The sequence below is a fragment of the Rhizobium sp. 25PS6 genome (genome assembly GCF_032464655.1).
Classification (GTDB): domain Bacteria; phylum Pseudomonadota; class Alphaproteobacteria; order Rhizobiales; family Rhizobiaceae; genus Rhizobium; species Rhizobium laguerreae.
This window is the reverse complement of record NZ_JAWDIV010000020.1, coordinates 122,077-141,826: the sequence shown is the minus strand read 5'-3', so window position 1 is coordinate 141,826 and position 19,750 is coordinate 122,077. Positions and strand designations below refer to the sequence as shown.

Sequence of the window (19,750 nt, the reverse complement as noted above, 5' to 3'; positions counted from 1 at the left end):
GTGACGACGGGCTCCCATCACCGGCACAATGGAAAGGATGAGCGCCGTGGCCAGCGCCAGCACCAGCGCGTAATGGCCGATCTCGATGATCATGGCGTCGCCTTCACTTGCTGTCCTTTCACTTCCTGGCCCTGAGCTTCCTTCCCAGGGTTTTCCTGGCCTTGACCTTCCTTCCACAGCCCCTGGGATTTCAGCCTGTCGGCCACGTCCTTCGGCATATAGGTCTCGTCATGCTTGGCAAGCACGGTGTCGGCCACGAAGACGTTCGTCCCGGCGGCGAACATGCCTTCTGTCACGACACCCTGGCCCTCGCGGAAAAGATCGGGGAGAATGCCGGTATATTTGACCTTCACGGCATTAGTGCTGCCGTCGGTAACGGCAAATTCCACAGTCGAGCCGGTGCCGCGCACGACACTGCCCTCGCCGACCAGCCCGCCGAGCCGGATGCGGGTTTCCGGCGCAACCGGCGTCTTGGCGAGATCCGCCGGCATGTAGAAATAGGCAACGGACTGGCTGAAGGCGAACATGACCAGCAGCACGGCGGCGATGATGAAGCCCATGCCGCCGCCGATCACTGCAAGGCGCTTCTGCTTGCGCGTCATTGCGTCGCTCCCTCCGTGGCTATGCCGAGTTCCCTGGCAAGCGCCAGCAATTGCCTGCCCTGTTCGCCGGGCGGCGGAAAGGCCGCAAGCCCGCGCTTCAGGGCGCCGGCAGCGCGATCCTTGTCGTTCAATACGGCGTAAGAGCGGACGAGCCGCATCCAGCCCTCGAAATTGTTCGGATCTTCGTTGAGCTTGGCGTCGAGGCTCTCGACCATGCCGCGGATCATCTGCTGCCGGTCGCCGGCGCTCATAGTCTCGGCCGCCGCCACATCTTGCTGCGTGGGATTGCCGGGGGCAGCCTGATCGGCGCCCGGGGCAGCCGGGTTGGCGCCTGGGGCAGCCGGATCGGCGCCTGACTTCACGCCGCCGTTCATGGCGATATGCTCGTTGACCAACGGAAGCCAGGGCGCATCATCAGGCGATTGTTTCGCCAGCGCCTCGAAGGCCTGGCGCGCCTCATCGGGCCGTCCCGCCTGCTCCATGCTGAGGGCGATGTAGAAGCGGGCACGCGGATTGTCAGGTTCGAGCGTCAGCGATTGTTCCAGCACTTGCCGCGCCTCCTCCGTCACCACGCCGTCCGAGGCCGCCATCAGCGTCTCGGCAAGGCCATCGAGCCGGACGGGGCTCGGGCCGAGAAGCCGGATAGCATTGCGATAGGCCAGTTGCGCGTCGTTGACGCGCATCGTGCGGAAATAGATCGGCGCCAGCACGTCCCAGCCCTTGCCGTCATCAGGCTTCTCAGCCAGGTGCCGTTCCGCCTTGGTGATCAGCACCGCCACGTCGTTGCCGGAGTTTTCCAACCGCGCTTCCAGCGGCTGCGAGGGCAGGTCCGGCCTGCCCGTCGTCAAATAAAGACAGAGCCCGAGAACCGGCAGGACCAGGAGCACGAAGGCCTCGGTAAAACGGTGATGCCGTGCGGGTTTCGCCGTCTCAGCCGGCTCATCGGCAGAGACTGCGATCAGCCGCCGGCCGATTTCTGCCCTGGCGTAATCGGCCTCCTCCGGGGTGATCAGCCCGCCGTTGAGATCGCGGTCAAGTTCGCGCAACTGGTCGCGATAGACCGCCGCCTCGCCCGCGCGGATATTCTCCGCCGCCTTCGCTCCGCGCAGAAGGGGGTAGAGCAGGATGACGGCGAGGGCTGCCGTCAAAGCGGCAACGAGAATCCAGAACAGCATGTCGCCCAAATACGTGAAGCGCGCCTTCATTCCAACTGCCAAAGCCGGAATGACGAAGATTTGAGGCTAGCGCATAACCCCGAGAATCGGAATCGATTTTCGGAAAGGATTATGCGCCATCTAAAGCGATAGAGCGTCCTTGGCGCGTCCTGTCGGACGCGCGGCGCTCTATTGGCCGCAATTCAGAGCGGCGACCAGCTGCCGTCGTCGTTGCGGCAGGCAGCGCCGCGCGCCACCGTGTCCTTGCCGTCGACGGTCAGCGTATGGGTATATTGCCGGCAGTTCTGCGAACCGACCTGATAGGGCGCAGCCGCCACCACCTTGCCGGTGACATCCTTGCCGGTCCAGAGCATCGGCTGGCCGACGGCGGCCCCTTCCAGCGCCCGATATTCCGCCTCGAGCGCCCGCTGCTTGTCGCTGTCGTTCAAGCTCACGCCGCTGCGGCCAACGATGCCGCCCTGCAGCGCGGTGATGAAGGCGGCCGATGCCGAGGGCTTGCTCGAAAAAATGCCGCGCGAAGCGGCACTCTTCGTCGTCGTGCAGCCGGACAGCGCGACGGCGACGAGAAGAGCGGAAACGATCATGCCTTGCGAGCGTAAAATCATTGCGTCGAACCACGATCAGGGGTCAATTTCAGCCGATCGAAGTGCAGCGTCCCCGTGTCAGCATTAAGGCAAAGCATGCTATACGTTTGCCAGTATCTTTGTGACATCAAGCAGTTGCTCATGCAACATCCTTTGTGACGCCGGGCAGGATAAGCTTCGCCTTCAGCCCGCCCCATTCACCTCGGGAAAGCTCGAGCCGTCCCTGGTATTCGTTGGAAATCTCGGTGACGATCGAAAGGCCGAGCCCGGTTCCGGGTTTGCTTTCGTCGAGCCTGCGGCCGCGCTTCAGCGCCTCGCGGATCTGGTCCGGCTCCAGGCCCGGCCCGTCATCCTCGACGGCGAGCTCCACCCAGTGGCGGCGCGCGCTCGCCTCTACCCCCTTCACATCCTCGCCGGCCTCGACGGCCGAAAGCCGCACCCTGCTCTTGGCAAAACGCGCCGCATTTTCCAGGAGATTGCCGACGGTCTCCTCGAGATCCTGCTGCTCCATGGCAACGGCCAGATGCGGTGGCGAGACGACCAGATCGAATTCGGTATCGACGTTCAGCCGGCGCATGACGCGCACCAGCCGTTCAAGCGCCGGCTCGGCATCGGTGCGGGCGAGCACGGATTCGCGCTGCGCGGCGATGCGCGCCCGATTGAGATAGGACTGCACCTGCCCCTGCATCGATTCCGCCTGGCTGCGCACCAGCTCGCCATGGGATTTTTCGAGCACGCGCGCCTCGTTGAGGAGCACGGCGATCGGCGTCTTCAGCGAATGCGCGAGATTGCCGACCTGCATGCGGGCTCGCTCGACGATGCGGCGATTGCTGTCGATCAGCGCGTTCACCTCGTTGGCGAGCGGCAGGATTTCGCGCGGGAAGTCGCCTTTCAGCTGTTCGCTCTCGCCGGCGCGGATGCGCTCCAGCGCGGCGCGTGCCTTGTCGAGCGGCTTAAGGCCGTAGAGAATCGCCAGCGCGTTGACGATCAGGCTGCCGACGCCGAAACCGGCGAGCGCCAGATAGAGGCTGTGGGAAAAGGTGCGCACGTCGTCTTCGACTACATCGACGTTGCCGGTGACGCGGAAGCGCGCCGCGCGCCCGTCGGTATCGAGCACCACTTCGGTTTCGGCCACCTGCACGCGGTTCCCGGAAGCATCCGTCACCTGGTAGTAGCGCTCGTAATTCTTGTCGAAGGGCGCTTCGACGACGGAGGGAACCGCAATGAGCGCCGAGCCGAGCGAAGGCGACACCAGCGGTGCGGTCGTATAGGTGCCGAGCGGCTCCACCACCCAGTACCAGCCGGTCTTCGGCTGGGCAAAACGCAGGTCGCCGAGCTGCGGGCTGCCGCTGAGCGCGCCCTGATCGCCGATCGTCACCGAATTGATGACGTTATAGAGCTGCGCCCGCAACAGATCCTGGAAACCGCGTTCGGCGCTCTTGCGGTAGAGGGTGGAGATCAGCAGACCGATCACCACCAGCGCCACCGTCGACCAGACCGTGGTCAGCAACAACACACGTGCGGTGAGCGACTTAATTCGCATGTTTCGGCGCTTGGATACGGTAACCGAGACCGCGCACCGTTTCGATCAGGTCGACCCCCATTTTCTTGCGCAGGCGGCCGACGAAGACCTCGATCGTGTTGGAATCGCGGTCGAAATCCTGATCGTACATATGCTCGACCAGTTCCGTGCGCGAGACGACCTCGCCCATATGATGCATGAGATAGGAAAGCAGGCGATATTCGTGCGAGGTCAGCTTCAGCGTCGTGCCGTTGACCGTCGCCTTCGAGGATTTAGTATCGAGCCGCACCGGCCCGCAGATGATCTCGGATGAGGAATGCCCGGCTGCGCGCCGGATCAGCGCCCGAATGCGGGCCAGCACTTCCTCGACATGGAAGGGCTTGGTGACGTAGTCGTCGGCACCGGCGTCGATGCCGGCGACCTTGTCGCTCCAGCGGTCGCGCGCCGTCAGGATCAGCACCGGCACACCGCGGCCGGCGCCGCGCCATTTTTCAAGAACGGTAACCCCGTCCATCTCCGGCAGGCCGATATCGAGGATGATGGCGTCATAGGGTTCGGTGTCGCCGAGGAAATGGCCTTCCTCGCCGTCGAACGCCTGGTCGACGACATAGCCCGCCTCTTTCAGCGTGTCGGCCAGCTGCCGGTTCAGATTAACGTCGTCTTCGACTACCAGGATGCGCATCGGTCCGCCTTCGTCCGCTTCAAATCGTTCAATGTCCTGAATAAGCCGATTCCGCCTACATCGGAACCTTTACCGTCACCTTGCGTGGACGCTGGCCATTGCCGGACACGAGAACGGTGATGATGCAGGTATCGCCCACCGGTTGCACGGACAGGAGCTGGCCGCCCGTCTGCTCGACGACCTGGGCTGCAGCGGCGCTGCAATCGCCTCCGATACGCACGACAAAAGTGCCCGCGGCGTCCGGTGAGGGCGCCGATACCACCAGTCCGGCGGCCAATGCTGCGACGCTCAGAGGAAAGGCCATGTGTTATGCTTCCAAGGTAATGCCAACTTGCCCCGAATATGTACTCACGCGACCTGAATGGCAAATGAATGCGCTGTAATGCAGGGCGTTTAGAACTGTTCTCGACTGTTCGGGACAGCCGGTTTCAGCGCCTCTAAATTGCCGCCGCAGCAAGCTCCGGCGGCGGCCGTTGCGTCCAAAAACGATACCCTCAACCTTGGTATCCACGCATTCTTCATCACCTCCGGTAAAGGCGGGAAGCCGGCGGGACCGACACCACAATCTTTGTCTGCGAATCGGCCGCGCTCTTCCGATTCTCGCCGCCCGCAGCTTTCACCAGCCGGTTGAAACTGTTATGCCCTTGCTGCCCCACATTTCAGACCGTTTCAGCACCAATGCCAAAATCCTCCCGCTTCCGCTCGGCGCAGACGGTCACCGTCCTTGCCGTTACCCAGCTGATCGGCTGGGGCACGACTTTCGACATGCTCGGAGTCATGGGCCGCGTCGTGGCGCCCGATCTCGGCCTGGCGAACGAAGTGGTGTTTGCCGGCCTGACGATCATGATGGTGGTCAGCGCCATCGTTGGTCCGGCAACCGGCCGCTGGCTCGGCCGCTATGGTGCTGCCCGGGTACTTTCGGCCTCCTCGCTGACCTTTGCGCTTGGCCTGCTTCTGCTTGCCGCTGCAAACGGCATCGTGCTCTATGCCGGCGCCTGGATCATCATCGGCATAGGCGGCGCGTTCGGCCTCTCGGCACCGGCCTATACCGCCGTCGTCGAGCGTGAAGGGGCGAACGGCAAACGCGTCATTGCCATCCTGATGCTGTTCACCGGCCTTTCGAGCGCCATCTTCTGGCCGATCCTCAGCCTGCTCAACGAGGCGGTCGGCTGGCGCCTCACCTTCCTGGTCTGTGCGGCGCTGCAATTCTTCGTCTGCCTGCCGCTGCATCTTTTCGTCCTGCCGAAGCCGATCGCAATACATGTCGATGGCGGCACAGCCGAAATCGCCCCGGTGCCGCTGTCGAAGGCCAAGCAGCGCAAAGCCTTTCTGCTGATCGCCGCGGCGACGACGATCTCGACCTTCGTCACCTTCGGCATCTCGCCATCGCTGCTCGAAATCTTCCGCCAGTCCGGCGCCTCCCCCGCCTTTGCACTGCAGCTCGGCTCGGCACGCGGCATCCTCGGCATCTCGGCACGTTTCCTCGACATGCTGCTCGGCCGGCGCGGCAACCCCATGCTCAGCGCGGCCATGGGCATCAGCCTGATGATGATGAGCTTCGTTATTATGCTGGTTGCCAGCCCGTCGACGCCGCTGCTCGTCACCTTCGTCCTGTTTTACGGGTTCGGCACCGGCGTCATGACCGTCGCCCGCGCGCTGCTCCCGCTGGCGCTGTTCTCACCGCGCGAATTCGGACTGCAATCGGCCCGGCTGTCGCTGCCGCAGAACCTCGCCAACGCCATCGCCCCTGTCATCTTCACCGCCATCCTCGACCGCGCCGGCACCGGCCCGGCACTCGCCGCCTGCGCCGTTCTGGCGGCATTGTCGCTCATCTTCGTGCTGATGCTGATGGCGCTGGTGCGCGGCGCCCGCGTATCGGAATCAGCCATTCTTAATATTTCTTGATTATCATCCACGCAGGAAGAGAGCGGCTTTCCGTCCACGCCACAACCGCTGGGGCAATCTGACCATGAACCAGCAGCCGGTTTTGGTGAATCTTTAGAATCGGTTGCCGCCGCTTTTTCGAAAGTTGAGTCCGGTGGTTCGGAAGTTGGGTCAGCTTCGCAGTAATCCGAATCCGGAGAATCATTCATCCATTTGAAATTTCAATGGAATACAGCGTGGCCGAACGCCTGCGCAAGTCAGAGCGGCCGCGTCACCGCCGTGCGGCTGTCGTAATCGGCGGCGATGCGCTTTTCCCGGAGCGGCCGCACGCGATCGATCGAGAGCTGATAATCGGGATGCGCCTTATAGGCGGCAAGGGCCGCCTCGTCGTCGAATTCGCCATAGACTACGAGATCGATCTCGGTGCCCAACTGATCGGTCTTCACATTGGTGCCGATTTCCAGCAGCCGCGCATGCGGAATGCCGGTCAGTATAGATAGCCCGGCCCTCACCTCCTGCAGATGTTCCTCCTGCACGGTGAAGAAGACGATATGACGGATCACGCGGAAGCTCCTGTCAGATTTATCAAAATGATGGAGCGACCCTGGCGCATCCTATCGGACGCGCCGCGCTCCAGCTGTCAGCCGGGCGATAACATGCGCGCCCCAGGCCTTCAACCGCGAGAGCATGCCATGGGCCGCATCGGGACGTATCGCCGCATCGAAGACCATGGCATAGGCGGCGAGCTTTTCCGCCCGGTCTGTGCCATTGACGATGCGGCGCGCATTCACCCAATCCGCGGTCGTCGCGTTCAGGTGATCGGCGAGCCTGTGGCCGGTAAAGCTGCCTTGCAGCATGCCTTCGATCAGGATCGTCACCGCCGCATCCATCTCCATCGCCCGGTCGGGGTCGGCAACGAGATCGATCCCCGTCAGCACACTCATCGCATCGTAGTTCCGCTTGTGGGTGAGCTGCACCAGGCCGCGTCCGAGCCAGCTGCGACCATCCTCGTCCGGCCGCCAATAGGGCGTCTTCACCCAGGAAAGCCGGCCTGCGGCAAAGGCCGTCTCGAGGATCTCGACCGCGCGCACATCGCTGTCCGCCAGCGTCTCGCGCACCGGCTGCATCGTATAAGCGGTCTCGTGGTAAGCGGTTGCGAGGATGTAAGCGAGCCACCGCCGGTCGGCATCGGCAAACCGTTCTTCCCAGGCGTCGAGGATCGCCGTGATACCCACTACCTGAGGCTGAGTCAGGTTCCCTTTGAAGAGTCGGTGCCGTACAGTATCGAAAAAGAATGCCCGGTCCATGTGGACAACCATTCCGTGCTTCCCTCAAATATCATGGTTAAAACCGTCTTAATCGATTAAATTCCATTTAATCGTTTAAAGTGTTTAAGCCACTGATTTACACGCCTTTTGTCTTGTGCAATGCATCTTCTTGCCCCGAAGCCTTACCACGAACAGAGGAGACTTCCGATGCAGACGCCCGCCAATAGCCAAACCACCATTCCCCAGCATGTCGTCGACCAGATGGAAAACGAATGGCGCCAGGTTCGCCCTGAACGGGAAAATACGCGCCCGGCCCAGCAGCCTCAACAACAACGCTGAAATACACGCAAACCGGTACCGGTGTAAGCTCGATCGCCGCCCCAGCGCCCGATCAATGCCCCGGCCAGTCACTCGTGGCCGGGTGAATTTTTTCATAGGTACAATAAACGTCCCAGCAGTTGACCGCCACTCATTGCATCACAGCATCAAGCCGTTTCGCCAGCGTGTCCAAGGACCGGGTGAAAACCATCCTGTTGTCCAGCGCACGCGACAGCACCAGCGCGCCTTGAACACCCGCGACGCCCTCCTCGGCGAGCGTTTGCGCCTCCCCCTCAGGGCAGCCTGCCCGTATCAGCGCTGACCGCAAGGCGTCGATCCAGCGAATGAAATAATCGCCGATCTCTGCCGAAAACCGCTCGCGGGTCTCGTCAAGCGCGAAGGCGCCGACGAGGCAGATGCGGCGGCCGGAGCGGAAGTAATCATTCACATTCGTCCACATTGCCGCGATCGCCTCACGGGCGTCATCCCTTCTCAGCGGCTGATAGATCGCATGTTCGAACCAGGCATCGACATCCGCGAGCACGGCACCCGCCATCTCCTCTTTACCGCCGGGAAAGAAGTGATAAAGGCTGCCCTTGCCGATGCCGGTGCGTTCGGTGATGCGGCTGAGCGACGTGCCCTCATAGCCGAGCTCGCGGAAGATTTCGGCGAGCAGCGGCACGATGTCGGCGCGTTCGTAGACAGTTTTCACCCGCGAACTTCCTTGGCTTGTTTAGAGGCCGAGCTCGGTCAGACCGGGATGGTCGTCCGGCCGTCGGCCGAGCGGCCAATGGTACTTCCGCTCCGATTCCCGGATCGGCAGGTCGTTGATGCAGGCGAAGCGGCGCTGCATCAAACCGGCGGCGTCGAATTCCCAGTTCTCGTTGCCATAGGAGCGGAACCAGTTGCCGCTGTCGTCATGCCATTCATAGGCGAAGCGCACGGCGATGCGATGATCGGTGAAGGCCCAGATTTCCTTGATCAGCCGGTAATCCAGTTCCTTTGCCCATTTGCGGGTGAGGAAGGCGACAATCTCGGCGCGGCCGGTGATGAATTCGGCGCGGTTCCGCCAGCGGCTGTCCGGCGTATAGACGAGCGAGACGCGCTCGGGATCACGGCTGTTCCAGCCGTCCTCGGCAAGACGGACTTTCTGGGTGGCGGTCTCAAGGGTGAAAGGCGGGGCGAGGCTGGACATGGGCTCTCCGGGGCTCCTGTACTGAACGGTTATCATTGTACCGATCGGTACAATGATTGGCAAGCCGCTTCGAGACGGCATTTCTCAAAGACCGGGAGGCAGGCTCCACCGCAGCGGCAGGGCATCCGGGCGAAGCACGATCTCTTCCGGCGTGAAACGCCACAGCCGTTCCGCCCGTTGAAAGGTGACGACCTCGGGCGAATCCAGCAGCACCTCGACCCTGCCCGTCATCTGCAGCATGTCGCCGGTTTCGAAATCGATGAAGACCAGCCCTGCCTTCGGGTTGACGAGGAAATTACCCAGCGTGTTGAAGAACCGATTGCCGGGAAAATCAGGAACGGTCAGCACGCCGTCGGCGCCCACACGCACGAAGCCGGCATTGCCGCCGCGATGGGACACGTCCACCTGCCGCTCGCCATTCTCCCGGTCGACATAGGAGGCGACAAAGAAGGTATCCGCGCCCTCGATCATCCCTAGCGCCCGATCGTCGAGCTGGCCGGAATGAAGCGGCGGCATCGCCGTCGGCATATCGGGATCGCGGATGAAGGCGGAAGAGCGAAGCTGAATATATTGCGGGCAATTGCCGAAGCTCTGGCCGACGTGTACCTGGAATGCTCCAGCGTCCGTCCTGCGGATCACGCCGTTCAGCCGGTTACGCCGCCGGGTCTCGAGCTGGATGCCGAGCATCGCGATCGCGTCGCCATCCTCCATGCCGGCATCGGCAGGATCGGCCGCGTCGCGCGGCAGGTGCACCTCGAGAATCTCCGGCTCCGGCGAGGCCATGAAACCCGGGCGCTCGGTCCTGAGCGTTGCCCAGACATCGCCCTTGGCATCAACGGCGCCGAGCACGACGAAAGGCAGCATCGGAAAGAAGGCGCGGTGCTGCTCCGGCATGGCCTTGCGGACGAAATTACGGCCCGGCCCGTCCATGCGTTCGGCGACACCAACGCTGCGCTGCATGGCGAGTTCGCCCGCATGCCAGGGCGATGTGGCGTCCTGTCTTGTCTGCTCCAGCATCACGGCCTCCTTCAGGGCAGCATTTGGAGAACCGGGCAACATCGCTGCCCCGGCGGGTTTTCAGGCGGTAAGGCCGATCTTGGTCTTGCGAAAGCCGACGAAACCCGGCAGCGCCTCGATGCGTGCAAGCCAGGCGCGAACGCTTGGATAGGCCGAGATATCGACATTGCCCTCCGGCGCATTGGCGATGTAACTGTAGAGCGCGATGTCGGCGATCACAGGATTGTCGCCGAGCAGGAAGCTGCGGTCGTGGAGCTCCGCCTCGATCAGCGCCAGAATGCGGTGCGCCCGGGCGATCACCTCGTCGGTGCGGAAATCGGCGCCGAAGACGGTGACCAGGCGCGCAGCACATGGGCCATAGGCGATCTCGCCTGAGGCAACCGACAGCCATTTCTGTATCCGCGCCGCGGCCACCGCCTCTTCCGGCAGCCAGTCGGTGCGGCCGTATTTGCGCGCGAGATAGACGAGGATGGCGGAGGAATCGGCAATGACCGTGCCACTGTCGTCGAGCACCGGCACCTGGCCAAAGGGATTGAGCTTCAGAAAGTCCGGCGCCTTGTGAGCGCCAGCCGCCAGGTCGACCTCGACCAGTTCATAGGGTACGCCAAGCAGCGACAGGAACAGGTGAGCCCGGTGGGCATGGCCGGATAGCGGGTGATGGTAGAGTTTCATGATGGTTCCTTTGATCTTCTAATCGACGGGACGCGGTTGGCGATGGCCGCTTCGAACCATCTGCGGTGTAATTTACTGCCTTCCACCTGGCTGCAGTAGAATGCTAATCTGGAAGGCATGTTACCAATTCACGGAAGGATAGAATGGATCGCCTCGACGCCATGACCGTGCTTCTTGCCGTTGTCGAACAGGGCAGCCTGTCGGCCGCCTCACGGCATCTGCGATCCCCGCTCGCAACCGTCAGCCGCAAGGTTTCGGAACTGGAAGCCCATCTCAACGCCCAGCTGCTGCAGCGGAGCAACCGGAAGATCACGCTGACGGAAGCCGGCCGCTCCTATGTCGAGGCGGCGCGGGAAATTCTCGATCGGGTGGAAGAGGCGGAACGGACGGCCGCCGGCGAATACAGCGCCCCGAGGGGCGAGTTGACGATGACCGCGCCGATCGTCTTCGGTCGGCTGCATGTCTTGCCTGTCGTGGTGGATTTCCTGAAAGCCTATCCCGATATCAATCTGCGGCTGATGCTTGGCGACCGGCTATCGAACCTCATCGAGGACCATATCGACGTGGCGCTGAGGATCGGCAACCTGCCGGACAGCAACCTGATCGCCACAAGGCTCGGCGCGATCCGCCGCACGGTCTATGCCAGCCCGGATTATCTGACGCGACACGCCCACCCCCGGCATCCCAGCGATCTCGGCGCGCATGACTGCGTCACTTTCGAGGGCATTGCATCAATGCTGAGCTGGACATTCACCGAGGGGAAACATGATCTCACTGTATCGATCCGCTCGCGGCTGGCCGTCAACACCGCCGAGGCCGCGGTCGATGCGGCTGTCGCCGGCCTCGGCATCACCCGGGTGCTTTCCTACCAGGCCGCACGCGCCGAGATGGCCGGACTGCTGGTGCCGCTGCTCCAAGATTTCGAACCGCCGCCAGCGCCGGTGCATCTGGTCTATCCCGCGCAGGGACTGGTGCCCCTGAAACTGCGGGCGCTGCTCGATTTCGCGACGCCGCGCCTGCGCGCCACGCTGAACAAGTCCTAGGCGAGCTTGCCCTCTTCCGCCTTGTAGAAATACTGGCTGGCGACAAGCCAGCCCTTCAGCGGCCGCAGCGGCGGAATGCAGGTGGCGAGCATGAAGGGACCGGTGACCAGGAGCTGCACCCAGATCGGCGCTGAAAAGGCCACCTCCAGCCAGACGCCGAGCAGCACGCTCGGGATGCAGGCGAAGCAGATGACGAAGAAGGCCGGACCGTCGGCCGGATCGGCGAAGGAATAATCGAGACCGCAGACCTCGCATTCCGGCTGCAGCGTCAGGAAGCCCTTGAACATATGACCCTGGCCGCAGCGCGGGCAGCGTCCCTTGATGCCGGTCTGCATCGGAGGAAGTGGGGGATATTCCGTATCCATGACGATCTCGCTTTCTTGCTTCGTAGATATTGATACGATCAACATCTGAAATGACCGCATTCAATATAATTACATTATAGGGAAATTACCAGTCAATTCGCCAGAATGCCGCAGAGCTCCCCAGCGCATGCCGGCAGCAAGCTGACTGCAGATTTATCAAGCAGCACTTGGGGCGCAGCCAGGGCGGATCAGACGTGAACGTGGTGGTGAACGTGACGGTTACGCCTCGCCCATGCCCGGACAGATCTGGGCGCGACCGATCTGATCTCGACCGCCTCCGGCTTTGGTCCGTGCCTGATCAGCCGGGAGCTGGGTTCCGTGTCAGAAGAACGACGCCGCCATTTCCGGCGGACCTTCCAGCGCGTGGGCCATGAATTCGAGTGCGCCCTGCAATTTCTCCCGGGTGATCGGCCCACCAAGGCAGACACGCACGGCCTCGGGTGCCGTGCCCTCGACCGTAAAGGCATCGCTAGCGACGACGCCGATACCGGAAGAACGGGTATGGCTGCCGAAGGTGGAGCGGGTCCAGCCGTTGGAGAGCGGCAGCCAGATGTTGAAACTGATCGGATCGGCGCGGTAGCTGCCGGCCGGCAGGATGGCGGCGACCATTTGCTGGCGGGCGGCGGCCTCGGCACGGATGAAACGCAGGATCGTATCGGCGGTGCCATCCTCGATCCAGCGGGTGGCGAGCGCCACGGTCAGTGGCGAGGCCATGACATTGTTGGCGCGCATGGCGCTGACGAACGGCCACACGGCCTTACTGTCAGGCGCCACGACATAGGCAAGTCGCAGACCCGCGCCGATGCATTTCGCCAGTCCGCCGATATGCCAGGTCAGATCCGGCGCTGTTGCGGCGAGCGGCGCCGGGCCGTGCTGCGGAATGAAACCATAGGCATCGTCCTCGACGATCGGCACGTGATATTTGCGGGCAACGGCGCAGATCTCCTCGCGGCGCCTGGCCGGAATGGTCAGCGTCGTCGGGTTCTGCAGCGTCGGATTGAGATAGAGCGCCTTCGGCTTCAATCTCTCGCAGGCCGCGGCAAAGGCGTCCGGCAGGATACCGTCCTCGTCCATCGGCAGACCGGCCAGATTGAGCCGCAGCTGGGCGGCGATCGAGCGCATGCCGGGATAGGTGATGATTTCCGAAAGCACGGTTTCGCCCGGTTTTGCCAGCAGGCCGAAGATCGCCAGCAGGGCCGGATGGGCGCCGGGCGTGACGAAGATGCGCTCCTGCGAGGGCACCAGCCCGCGACGGCTGAGCCAGGAGGCGGCAGCCTCCTTGTCCATGCTGGAGCCGCCGAAGCCCTGGTAGCGCAGAAGCGGAATGAGGTTCGCCGTCACCGCCGACATGCCCTCGCGCATGCGGGCGATCAGCTCGGGATCATCCGGTTCCGGCGGCATGTTCATCGAGAAATCGACGATGGAGGCGCGGCGGGGATCGGGCGCGGCGTCGGCCGCGAATCCCTGGCGCTCCCTGTCCGCGCCACCGGTAACGAAGGTGCCTCGGCCGACATGCGAATCCACAAGCCCGCGCTTCTGCGCCTCGACATAACCTCTCGCCACCGTGGTGAAATCGACATTCAGCCGCTTGGCGAGTTCGCGTTGCGGCGGCAGCCGGTCCCCAACCACCAGATGCCCACTGCGCAAATCCATTTCGATCACATCGGCGATCGCCATATAACGGGGGCTGCTGCTGCGGCTGAGATCGGGATGCCAGTCTTTCATGGTCGTGATCCGTGTCGGTCTGATTCCTGATGAGATTGACCGTATATTGTTGCACAATGCCGCTGTCACGAAAAATGTCGCGCGCCAAGTCCGGAGAACGACGCAGGACGGAATGGCGCAGCTCTTGCGCACGCCTTGATACATTTTAAAGACGGATTGTCACGATTTGACTGCTGTTTGCGCAAATACAATCTGGCACGGCGACCGCGCTGTCGCAGGCCGATTTCGGCAGCGTTTGCGCCAATGACATGCTGACGATCTGCACGGCTTGCCGATCGGGCTTTCACCCGAGAAGGCCCGGGTGAGGCGCGAGGACGGCAAGACAATCGGCTGCGTCTTCAGCGCGCCTTGACGAGGGTTTGCCGCGCGCTCTGGCTTCAGGCGTACGCTGCGAAAGCGTCAATGCCAGTCAGCCTTGCCGACAAGATCCACAGGCGTGCCGCCTTCTCGGGATCGGTTGCATGGTCGCTGACGCCGCCTGGTTCTCCATCCGTTGCGCGGATGGCGATATCGCAGTCCTCGCAATAGAGGCCTCCCATACCGTCGAGTTGCGGCGAGGTCGCCGCCCAAACCTGCGTGGCCGCCCCCTGGGATGGCGTCTTGAATGTCGGATCAATCGGGTTGCCGTCCGCATCGATCCAGCCGGCACTGACCATTTCCTCCTTTGCGAGATGGCGCTGCAAGGGGGTAAAGATCTTGCCCGGGTGCAGCGAGAAGGCGCGGATGCCGGTGTCGCGCCCGAGCCTGTCCAGATGCACAGCGAAAAGTGCGTTGGCGGTCTTCGACTGACCGTAGGCCCGCCATTTGTGGTAACCGGTCTCGAATTGCACATCCTCCCATCGTATGGCCGAGTTGTGATGGCCACCTGAGGAAACCGAAACGATGCGAGCGCCGGGCGAGATCGCCGGCCAAAGGCGGTTGACCAAGGCGAAATGGCCGAGATGATTGGTCGCGAACTGTGCCTCCCATCCGTCGCCGACACGCGTTTCCGGGCAGGCCATGATGCCGGCGCTGTTGATCAGGATGTCGATGCTGCGGCCAGACGCGACGAACCGCTCGGCAAAGACGCGAACGCTTTCGAGGTCGGAAAGGTCGAGCCGATCAATCTCTACGCCATCGATACCGGCGACCGCGCTGCGCGCCGCCTCGATGTTCCTTGCGCCGATGGTCACCTTGGCGCCGGCGCCCGCCAGAGCGCGCGTGGTCTCGAGCCCGAGGCCGGAATGGCCGCCGGTGACGATGGCGCGCTTGCCGGAAAGATCGAGACCGGCCAGAACCTCGCCGGCCGTCGTGTGGGCTCCAAATCCGGAGCCGATGGGGACTTGTTTGTCACTCATGATAATTGCCTTTGTTCTGCGACGTTGCTGTCGCTCGGGATGACGGTCGCGAGAATAAGGCGTGGTCTCCAGACGATCCATGCGCTAAAGTCCGACATCTCTTCGCCATCGTCCGGATTTTTACATGGACCCGTTATCCGATGTTCTCGCATTGCTCAAACCGCGCAGCTATGTTTCCGCGGGGCTCGACGCTGGCGGCGCTTGGGCGATCGATTTCCCGCCCCCTGATGGCATCAAGTTCAACGCGGTGATTTCAGGCGCCTGCTGGCTGAGCGTCGATGGAGTTGCCGAAGCTGTCCGCCTGGAGGAAAGCGACTGCTTTCTGCTGACGAGCCGCCGGGCCTTTCGTCTCGCCAGCGATCCGGCGCTCGAAGCGATCCCGTCCGACGCGATCTATTCGATCGCCCGCGACGGCATTGCGACTTGCAATGGCGGTGGCGATTTCTTCCTGATCGGCAGCCGTTTTTCCTTTTCAGGAGGAAATTCGGACATCCTTCTCGGAATCCTGCCACCGATCGTCCATGTGAAGAGGGATTCCGATCACGCCACCGTGCTGCGCTGGTGCCTCGATCGGATGACGCGCGAATTGCGCGACCAGCAGCCGGGTGGCTTTCTGATGGCGGAGCATTTTGCTCATGTCATGCTCATGCAGGCGTTGCGCCTCCATATCGCATCGCCGAATGCGCGCGGCGTCGGCTGGCTTTTCGCGCTTACCGACCGGCGGATCGGCGCGGCTATCAGTGCCCTGCATGCCGATCCAGCCCGCAAGTGGACCTTGCAGTCGCTAGCTGAACGGGCCTCGATGTCCCGGTCCAGTTTTGCTCTCCACTTCAAGGAAAAGGTCGGGCTTGCGCCGATGGATTATCTGACGCGCTGGCGCATGCTTCTCGCAGGTGACCGATTGACAAATTCGGACGAAGCAATTGCCGGTGTCGCCCTGTCGCTCGGTTATGAATCCGAAAGCGCATTCAGCACCGCCTTCAAGAGAGTGATGGGATGCTCGCCGCGGCAATATGGTCGCGCTCAGCCGCCCGCCGGTGCCATGCGAGATAGTCTCGGCGCTCAGTGAAACCTTGATTGGTGCAGGCATCGGAGGGAGGTCGCCGTTGACCTGCCAAAATTCCGTCCGATACGGTCTTGCACCCGCCGTCCATTCTCTTACCTATTCAAGGAAGAATGCGCCGGCTTTCGGCCTTTCGCGCCGGCGTCTATCGGGATGAAAGTATGAATATCGATCCGATTTTACGGTCAGTCGTGGCCGTCCGTTCCTCTATTCCGGAAGATGCCTTCACGGCGGAGACGCTGGGCACTGTCCGGGAAGGCAGCGGCGTGGTCATTCGCGACAACGGGCTGGTGCTGACCATCGGTTATCTCATCACCGAGGCCGAAGAGGTCTGGCTGACGACCCATGACGGGCGCGTGGTTCCCGCGCATGCGCTTGCTTATGATCAGGAAAGCGGCTTCGGCCTGGTCCAGGCGCTTGGGGCCCTGAATGCGCCGGCGGTGGATCTCGGCGACGCGGCCACGGCCAAGCCCGGCGATCCCGTCGTGCTGGCCGATGGCATCGGAGAATTCGTCGAGGCAAATATCGTCGCCCGGCAGGAATTTGCCGGCTATTGGGAATATCTGCTCGACGAGGCGATTTTCACAGCACCAGCCCATCCCTCATGGGGCGGCGCGGCCCTGATCGGTTCGGACGGCAGGCTTCTCGGCATCGGTTCGCTTCGCCTGCAAATGAGCCATGGCGACGAGGTTGCCGATATCAATATGGTCGTGCCGATCGACCTTTTGCCGCCGATCCTCGACGATCTCTTGAACCGGGGCCAGGTCAACAAGCCGCCGCGGCCCTGGCTTGGCGCCTTCTCCGCCGAGAGCAATGGCGGCGTGGTGGTCATGAGCGTGGCCGAAGACGGCCCGGCCGCCCAGGCGGGCCTGCGTCAAGGCGATATCATTTCGGAGATCCGCGACGAAGAGGTCGATGGCCTGGCCGATTTCTATCGCAAGCTCTGGAGCAGCGGCCCCGCCGGCGCCGAGATCCCCATGCGGATCCTCAGGAACGGCCGGGAAGCCTGGCTGCGCATCAAGTCCGCCGACCGCAACAGCTTTCTTAAGAAACCGCAGCTGCAGTAAGGTTACGCCAGCGTCGTGAAAGTCGCTGGCGCTCATTCGAGCGGATTGTCCGGGCATCCTTATCCCGACTCAGAGATTTTCCGGCGTGATCGTCAGGAAGCGAACCGGCTCGGCGCTGACTTCCACCTCGATGAGACCCAGCCTGTTCAGGGCAAGGTCTATCGATCGCCTCGCCTGCACTTCCGGCGCCTGGTCGAGCACGATCGACATGATGCCGCGGCTGAGATAGTCCTGCGTCTCTCCCGTCAATTCGTGGCCGACCCAGAACGGCCGCCCAGCCTTGTTTGCCTCGAGCACCCTGGCAACACCCTTGTTGTCGCCGCCGGCACTATAGACGCCAATGATGCCGGGTTCGCGCCGGAGCGCCGCTTGCAGCAGTTCGATGGCATTGTGCTCGTCATCGAGGTCGAGCATGACCTCAAGGAAACGATGTTCGTTTGAACCCTCGTTCGAAGCGTTGTCCGCGAGATAGTTGGAGAAGCCGCGGATCCGCTCCTTATGGTTCTCATAGGCGCCGCTGTGGCAGAGAGCGACGAACGAACCGGGGCGCCGCGCCAGCATGCCCGACATATAGTGAGCCGCGGTGCGTCCGGCGGCATAGTTGTCGATGCCGACATAGGGCAGTTCGGGCGCCGGGCGGGTCATGATCTGGACGACGGGAATGCCGAGACCGGCCGCCTTCCGCACGCTGGTGACGACATCGGCATGGTCGGGCGCAACCACAATCAGCGCCGACCGGCGTGCCGCCGGGTTGGCGATGTAACGGGCGAATTGCGCCGGCTCGTTCTCGCGGACGAAGGTGCGGTGAACGACAATGCTGTCGTCGAGCGAGGCGGCAATGCGCTCGAACGCCCGGTTCAGACGCGAATAGAAGCTGGTCTCCGGACGAACGAGGATGACCTCTATCCGGATCAGGCCGCGATGGGCGACCGGCAGGCTCTGCCGGTATTCAAGCCGTCTTGCCGCCAGGAAGACTTTCTCCACCGTCTCCGGCCGCACGCCGCCGCGGCCGTTGAGGACGCGCTCGACGGTCGCGGTGCCAACGCCGGCTTGGCTTGCGACATCCTTCAAAGTCACCTTCATCAGGGCTCACTCACTCCCAAAGCTGACACAGCAGAGCATCGGCACGCTGCGTCGTCAATGATCAAATTTGATCAAGGAAGCATTGGAGCATTGGGGCACTGCAGCAGTATCGTGCTGGCAATCCGGGAGGAGCACCGGACGTCCGAAACAAACGAGATCAAGGATCACCCGCCGGCCCGATGCGGCCGAGGGATGACGGAGGAACCAGATGAAGATCGCACTCGACCCGCATATGCACCGTCACCTCAACCTGCGCGACCTCTGCCGCAAGGCGGCGGAACTCGGCTATGAGCATATCGAGCTTTCACCACGCGACGATTTCCTGCCCTGGTGGGTGCGCCCGCGGGCACACAAGGAACGCATCGCGGAATTCAAGTCGGCCCTGAAGGATCACGGCGTCCAGCTCGCTTCGATCCTGCCGATGTACCGCTGGGCGAGCCCGCATGAGGACGAGCGGCAGGCGGCGGTGCGCTACTGGAAGGAAGCGATCGCAATCGCGGCCGAGATGGGCTGCGATACGATGAACTCGGAATTCGGCCGCGGACCGTCGCCGGATCGCAGCCACCGCGCCAGCTGCTGCGGCGGCATGCATACCCACGAGCACAGCGAAGCTGCCTGGTGGCGCTCGATGGAAGAGCTCGTTCCGGTGTTCGATCGCGAGGGCGTCACGCTCAACATGGAGCCGCATCCGGAAGACTGGTGCGAGACGCTGCATCCGGCGATCGACATGCTGAAGACCATCGGCTCGAAGAACGTCAAATTCCTCTATTGCGCGCCGCATACCTTCTATTTCGGTGACGACATGGCGCGGATGATCCGCGATGCCGGCCCGCTAATCGCCCATGTGCATGTGGCCGATACCTATAACCACAAGGCGTCGTCAGGGCTGCGCTACATCATCAATCCGCCGGGCGCGAAGGTCACCATCCATCAGCACATGGATATGTACCAGGGCGAGATCAATTGGGATGTCTTCTTCTCCTCGCTCGCCGCGGTCGGGTTCGACGGCATCATCACCGCCTGCGTCTTCGGCTGGGAGGAGCGTGCCGATGATTCCGGCCGCTTCATGCGCTCCGAAATCCAGAAATACGTCGACAAATACTGGCCCGGGAAACTTGGCTGATCGTCAACATCCACCCGGCACCACC

General features: G+C 62.6%; 22 protein-coding genes. 6 read left to right on the top strand and 16 right to left on the bottom strand.

What is annotated here, in order from left to right; translation table 11 throughout:
• Nucleotides 1–89 precede the first annotated feature (89 nt).
• The 6 genes from ccmE to RWK44_RS26510 form a co-directional block, all read right to left on the bottom strand.
• A complete protein-coding gene (ccmE, locus tag RWK44_RS26535) occupies nucleotides 90–602 on the bottom strand; it encodes a cytochrome c maturation protein CcmE (protein ID WP_221993103.1) in 513 nt (170 codons plus the stop codon).
• Entirely contained in the window at nucleotides 599–1,777 is a 1,179-nt protein-coding gene (ccmI, locus tag RWK44_RS26530; RefSeq protein ID WP_441005340.1) for a c-type cytochrome biogenesis protein CcmI, read from the bottom strand. The genes ccmE and ccmI overlap by 4 nt, the downstream gene beginning before the upstream one ends.
• Before the next feature lie 182 nt (nucleotides 1,778–1,959).
• Nucleotides 1,960–2,382, bottom strand: a complete 423-nt coding sequence (locus RWK44_RS26525) for a hypothetical protein (RefSeq protein WP_131641444.1) — start codon at nucleotides 2,380–2,382, stop codon at nucleotides 1,960–1,962.
• 118 nt (nucleotides 2,383–2,500) lie between these two features.
• Complete coding sequence (locus RWK44_RS26520) at nucleotides 2,501–3,904, bottom strand: sensor histidine kinase (protein WP_020049235.1); 1,404 nt, start codon at nucleotides 3,902–3,904, stop codon at nucleotides 2,501–2,503.
• Nucleotides 3,894–4,565 carry a response regulator transcription factor gene (locus tag RWK44_RS26515; protein WP_003546765.1) on the bottom strand — a complete coding sequence of 224 codons (672 nt, stop codon included), beginning with the start codon at nucleotides 4,563–4,565 and terminating at the stop codon, nucleotides 3,894–3,896. Before RWK44_RS26515 ends, RWK44_RS26520 begins: the two co-directional genes overlap by 11 nt.
• Before the next feature lie 55 nt (nucleotides 4,566–4,620).
• Nucleotides 4,621–4,869 carry a hypothetical protein gene (locus RWK44_RS26510; protein WP_020049234.1) on the bottom strand — a complete coding sequence of 83 codons (249 nt, stop codon included), beginning with the start codon at nucleotides 4,867–4,869 and terminating at the stop codon, nucleotides 4,621–4,623.
• A 374-nt stretch (nucleotides 4,870–5,243) separates the two neighbouring features.
• Here RWK44_RS26510 and RWK44_RS26505 point away from each other — a divergent pair, with 374 nt between their 5' ends.
• A complete protein-coding gene (locus RWK44_RS26505; RefSeq protein WP_222060321.1) occupies nucleotides 5,244–6,470 on the top strand; it encodes an MFS transporter in 1,227 nt (408 codons plus the stop codon).
• Between the two features lie 236 nt (nucleotides 6,471–6,706).
• Here RWK44_RS26505 and RWK44_RS26500 read toward each other — a convergent pair whose 3' ends face one another.
• Nucleotides 6,707–7,012, bottom strand: coding sequence for a Dabb family protein (locus RWK44_RS26500; protein ID WP_003546748.1), 306 nt, complete (start codon nucleotides 7,010–7,012; stop codon nucleotides 6,707–6,709).
• Nucleotides 7,013–7,063: 51 nt separating this feature from the next.
• Complete coding sequence (locus tag RWK44_RS26495; RefSeq protein WP_131665940.1) at nucleotides 7,064–7,768, bottom strand: hypothetical protein; 705 nt, start codon at nucleotides 7,766–7,768, stop codon at nucleotides 7,064–7,066.
• 156 nt (nucleotides 7,769–7,924) lie between these two features.
• Between RWK44_RS26495 and RWK44_RS26490 the strand changes: the two genes are divergently transcribed.
• Entirely contained in the window at nucleotides 7,925–8,056 is a 132-nt protein-coding gene (locus tag RWK44_RS26490) for a hypothetical protein (RefSeq protein ID WP_003546730.1), read from the top strand.
• Nucleotides 8,057–8,186: 130 nt separating this feature from the next.
• On the opposite strand, the gene RWK44_RS26485 is transcribed toward RWK44_RS26490, so the two are convergent.
• The 4 genes from RWK44_RS26485 to RWK44_RS26470 form a co-directional block, all read right to left on the bottom strand.
• On the bottom strand, nucleotides 8,187–8,747 hold the full coding sequence (locus RWK44_RS26485; RefSeq protein WP_131665939.1) for a TetR/AcrR family transcriptional regulator: 561 nt from the start codon (nucleotides 8,745–8,747) through the stop codon (nucleotides 8,187–8,189).
• Between the two features lie 21 nt (nucleotides 8,748–8,768).
• Nucleotides 8,769–9,230, bottom strand: a complete 462-nt coding sequence (locus RWK44_RS26480; RefSeq protein WP_020049229.1) for a nuclear transport factor 2 family protein — start codon at nucleotides 9,228–9,230, stop codon at nucleotides 8,769–8,771.
• Between the two features lie 84 nt (nucleotides 9,231–9,314).
• Nucleotides 9,315–10,247: a pyridoxamine 5'-phosphate oxidase family protein gene (locus RWK44_RS26475; RefSeq protein ID WP_316029611.1), complete on the bottom strand. Its 933-nt coding sequence runs from the start codon at nucleotides 10,245–10,247 to the stop codon at nucleotides 9,315–9,317.
• A 60-nt stretch (nucleotides 10,248–10,307) separates the two neighbouring features.
• Nucleotides 10,308–10,919, bottom strand: a complete 612-nt coding sequence (locus RWK44_RS26470) for a glutathione S-transferase family protein (protein WP_316029610.1) — start codon at nucleotides 10,917–10,919, stop codon at nucleotides 10,308–10,310.
• Between the two features lie 143 nt (nucleotides 10,920–11,062).
• Between RWK44_RS26470 and RWK44_RS26465 the strand changes: the two genes are divergently transcribed.
• The gene (locus RWK44_RS26465; protein WP_131665935.1) at nucleotides 11,063–11,962 is read left to right on the top strand and encodes a LysR family transcriptional regulator; all 900 of its coding nucleotides are present in this window, start codon (nucleotides 11,063–11,065) and stop codon (nucleotides 11,960–11,962) included.
• Here the strand turns inward: RWK44_RS26465 and RWK44_RS26460 are convergent.
• From RWK44_RS26460 to RWK44_RS26450, 3 genes are all read right to left on the bottom strand, one after another.
• Complete coding sequence (locus RWK44_RS26460) at nucleotides 11,959–12,327, bottom strand: DUF983 domain-containing protein (RefSeq protein WP_027665144.1); 369 nt, start codon at nucleotides 12,325–12,327, stop codon at nucleotides 11,959–11,961. The two genes, RWK44_RS26465 and RWK44_RS26460, sit on opposite strands and share 4 nt — an antisense overlap.
• 321 nt (nucleotides 12,328–12,648) lie before the next feature.
• Nucleotides 12,649–14,052 carry an aminotransferase-like domain-containing protein gene (locus RWK44_RS26455; RefSeq protein ID WP_168284808.1) on the bottom strand — a complete coding sequence of 468 codons (1,404 nt, stop codon included), beginning with the start codon at nucleotides 14,050–14,052 and terminating at the stop codon, nucleotides 12,649–12,651.
• A gap of 377 nt (nucleotides 14,053–14,429) precedes the next feature.
• The gene (locus RWK44_RS26450) at nucleotides 14,430–15,389 is read right to left on the bottom strand and encodes an SDR family NAD(P)-dependent oxidoreductase (RefSeq protein WP_168284809.1); all 960 of its coding nucleotides are present in this window, start codon (nucleotides 15,387–15,389) and stop codon (nucleotides 14,430–14,432) included.
• 124 nt (nucleotides 15,390–15,513) lie between these two features.
• Here RWK44_RS26450 and RWK44_RS26445 point away from each other — a divergent pair, with 124 nt between their 5' ends.
• On the top strand, nucleotides 15,514–16,458 hold the full coding sequence (locus tag RWK44_RS26445; protein ID WP_168284810.1) for an AraC family transcriptional regulator: 945 nt from the start codon (nucleotides 15,514–15,516) through the stop codon (nucleotides 16,456–16,458).
• Nucleotides 16,459–16,613: 155 nt separating this feature from the next.
• Nucleotides 16,614–17,519, top strand: coding sequence for a S1C family serine protease (locus tag RWK44_RS26440; protein ID WP_131665931.1), 906 nt, complete (start codon nucleotides 16,614–16,616; stop codon nucleotides 17,517–17,519).
• 69 nt (nucleotides 17,520–17,588) lie between these two features.
• Here RWK44_RS26440 and RWK44_RS26435 read toward each other — a convergent pair whose 3' ends face one another.
• Complete coding sequence (locus RWK44_RS26435; protein ID WP_316029609.1) at nucleotides 17,589–18,602, bottom strand: LacI family DNA-binding transcriptional regulator; 1,014 nt, start codon at nucleotides 18,600–18,602, stop codon at nucleotides 17,589–17,591.
• A gap of 208 nt (nucleotides 18,603–18,810) precedes the next feature.
• Between RWK44_RS26435 and RWK44_RS26430 the strand changes: the two genes are divergently transcribed.
• Nucleotides 18,811–19,725 (top strand): sugar phosphate isomerase/epimerase family protein, encoded by a 915-nt coding sequence (locus tag RWK44_RS26430; protein WP_316029608.1) that lies wholly within the window; start codon nucleotides 18,811–18,813, stop codon nucleotides 19,723–19,725.
• Nucleotides 19,726–19,750 lie beyond the last annotated feature (25 nt).

Bases quoted from the DNA above. Each gene is read 5' to 3' on its own strand.
- ccmE (WP_221993103.1), bottom strand. From the start codon at position 602: ATGACGCGCAAGCAGAAGCGCCTTGCAGTGATCGGCGGCGGCATGGGC.
- ccmI (WP_441005340.1), bottom strand. From the start codon at position 1,777: ATGCTGTTCTGGATTCTCGTTGCCGCTTTGACGGCAGCCCTCGCCGTC.
- RWK44_RS26525 (WP_131641444.1), bottom strand. From the start codon at position 2,382: ATGATTTTACGCTCGCAAGGCATGATCGTTTCCGCTCTTCTCGTCGCC.
- RWK44_RS26520 (WP_020049235.1), bottom strand. From the start codon at position 3,904: ATGCGAATTAAGTCGCTCACCGCACGTGTGTTGTTGCTGACCACGGTC.
- RWK44_RS26515 (WP_003546765.1), bottom strand. From the start codon at position 4,565: ATGCGCATCCTGGTAGTCGAAGACGACGTTAATCTGAACCGGCAGCTG.
- RWK44_RS26510 (WP_020049234.1), bottom strand. From the start codon at position 4,869: ATGGCCTTTCCTCTGAGCGTCGCAGCATTGGCCGCCGGACTGGTGGTA.
- RWK44_RS26505 (WP_222060321.1), top strand. From the start codon at position 5,244: ATGCCAAAATCCTCCCGCTTCCGCTCGGCGCAGACGGTCACCGTCCTT.
- RWK44_RS26495 (WP_131665940.1), bottom strand. From the start codon at position 7,768: ATGGTTGTCCACATGGACCGGGCATTCTTTTTCGATACTGTACGGCAC.
- RWK44_RS26490 (WP_003546730.1), top strand. From the start codon at position 7,925: ATGCAGACGCCCGCCAATAGCCAAACCACCATTCCCCAGCATGTCGTC.
- RWK44_RS26480 (WP_020049229.1), bottom strand. From the start codon at position 9,230: ATGTCCAGCCTCGCCCCGCCTTTCACCCTTGAGACCGCCACCCAGAAA.
- RWK44_RS26475 (WP_316029611.1), bottom strand. From the start codon at position 10,247: ATGCTGGAGCAGACAAGACAGGACGCCACATCGCCCTGGCATGCGGGC.
- RWK44_RS26470 (WP_316029610.1), bottom strand. From the start codon at position 10,919: ATGAAACTCTACCATCACCCGCTATCCGGCCATGCCCACCGGGCTCAC.
- RWK44_RS26465 (WP_131665935.1), top strand. From the start codon at position 11,063: ATGGATCGCCTCGACGCCATGACCGTGCTTCTTGCCGTTGTCGAACAG.
- RWK44_RS26460 (WP_027665144.1), bottom strand. From the start codon at position 12,327: ATGGATACGGAATATCCCCCACTTCCTCCGATGCAGACCGGCATCAAG.
- RWK44_RS26455 (WP_168284808.1), bottom strand. From the start codon at position 14,052: ATGAAAGACTGGCATCCCGATCTCAGCCGCAGCAGCAGCCCCCGTTAT.
- RWK44_RS26450 (WP_168284809.1), bottom strand. From the start codon at position 15,389: ATGAGTGACAAACAAGTCCCCATCGGCTCCGGATTTGGAGCCCACACG.
- RWK44_RS26445 (WP_168284810.1), top strand. From the start codon at position 15,514: ATGGACCCGTTATCCGATGTTCTCGCATTGCTCAAACCGCGCAGCTAT.
- RWK44_RS26440 (WP_131665931.1), top strand. From the start codon at position 16,614: ATGAATATCGATCCGATTTTACGGTCAGTCGTGGCCGTCCGTTCCTCT.
- RWK44_RS26435 (WP_316029609.1), bottom strand. From the start codon at position 18,602: ATGAAGGTGACTTTGAAGGATGTCGCAAGCCAAGCCGGCGTTGGCACC.
- RWK44_RS26430 (WP_316029608.1), top strand. From the start codon at position 18,811: ATGAAGATCGCACTCGACCCGCATATGCACCGTCACCTCAACCTGCGC.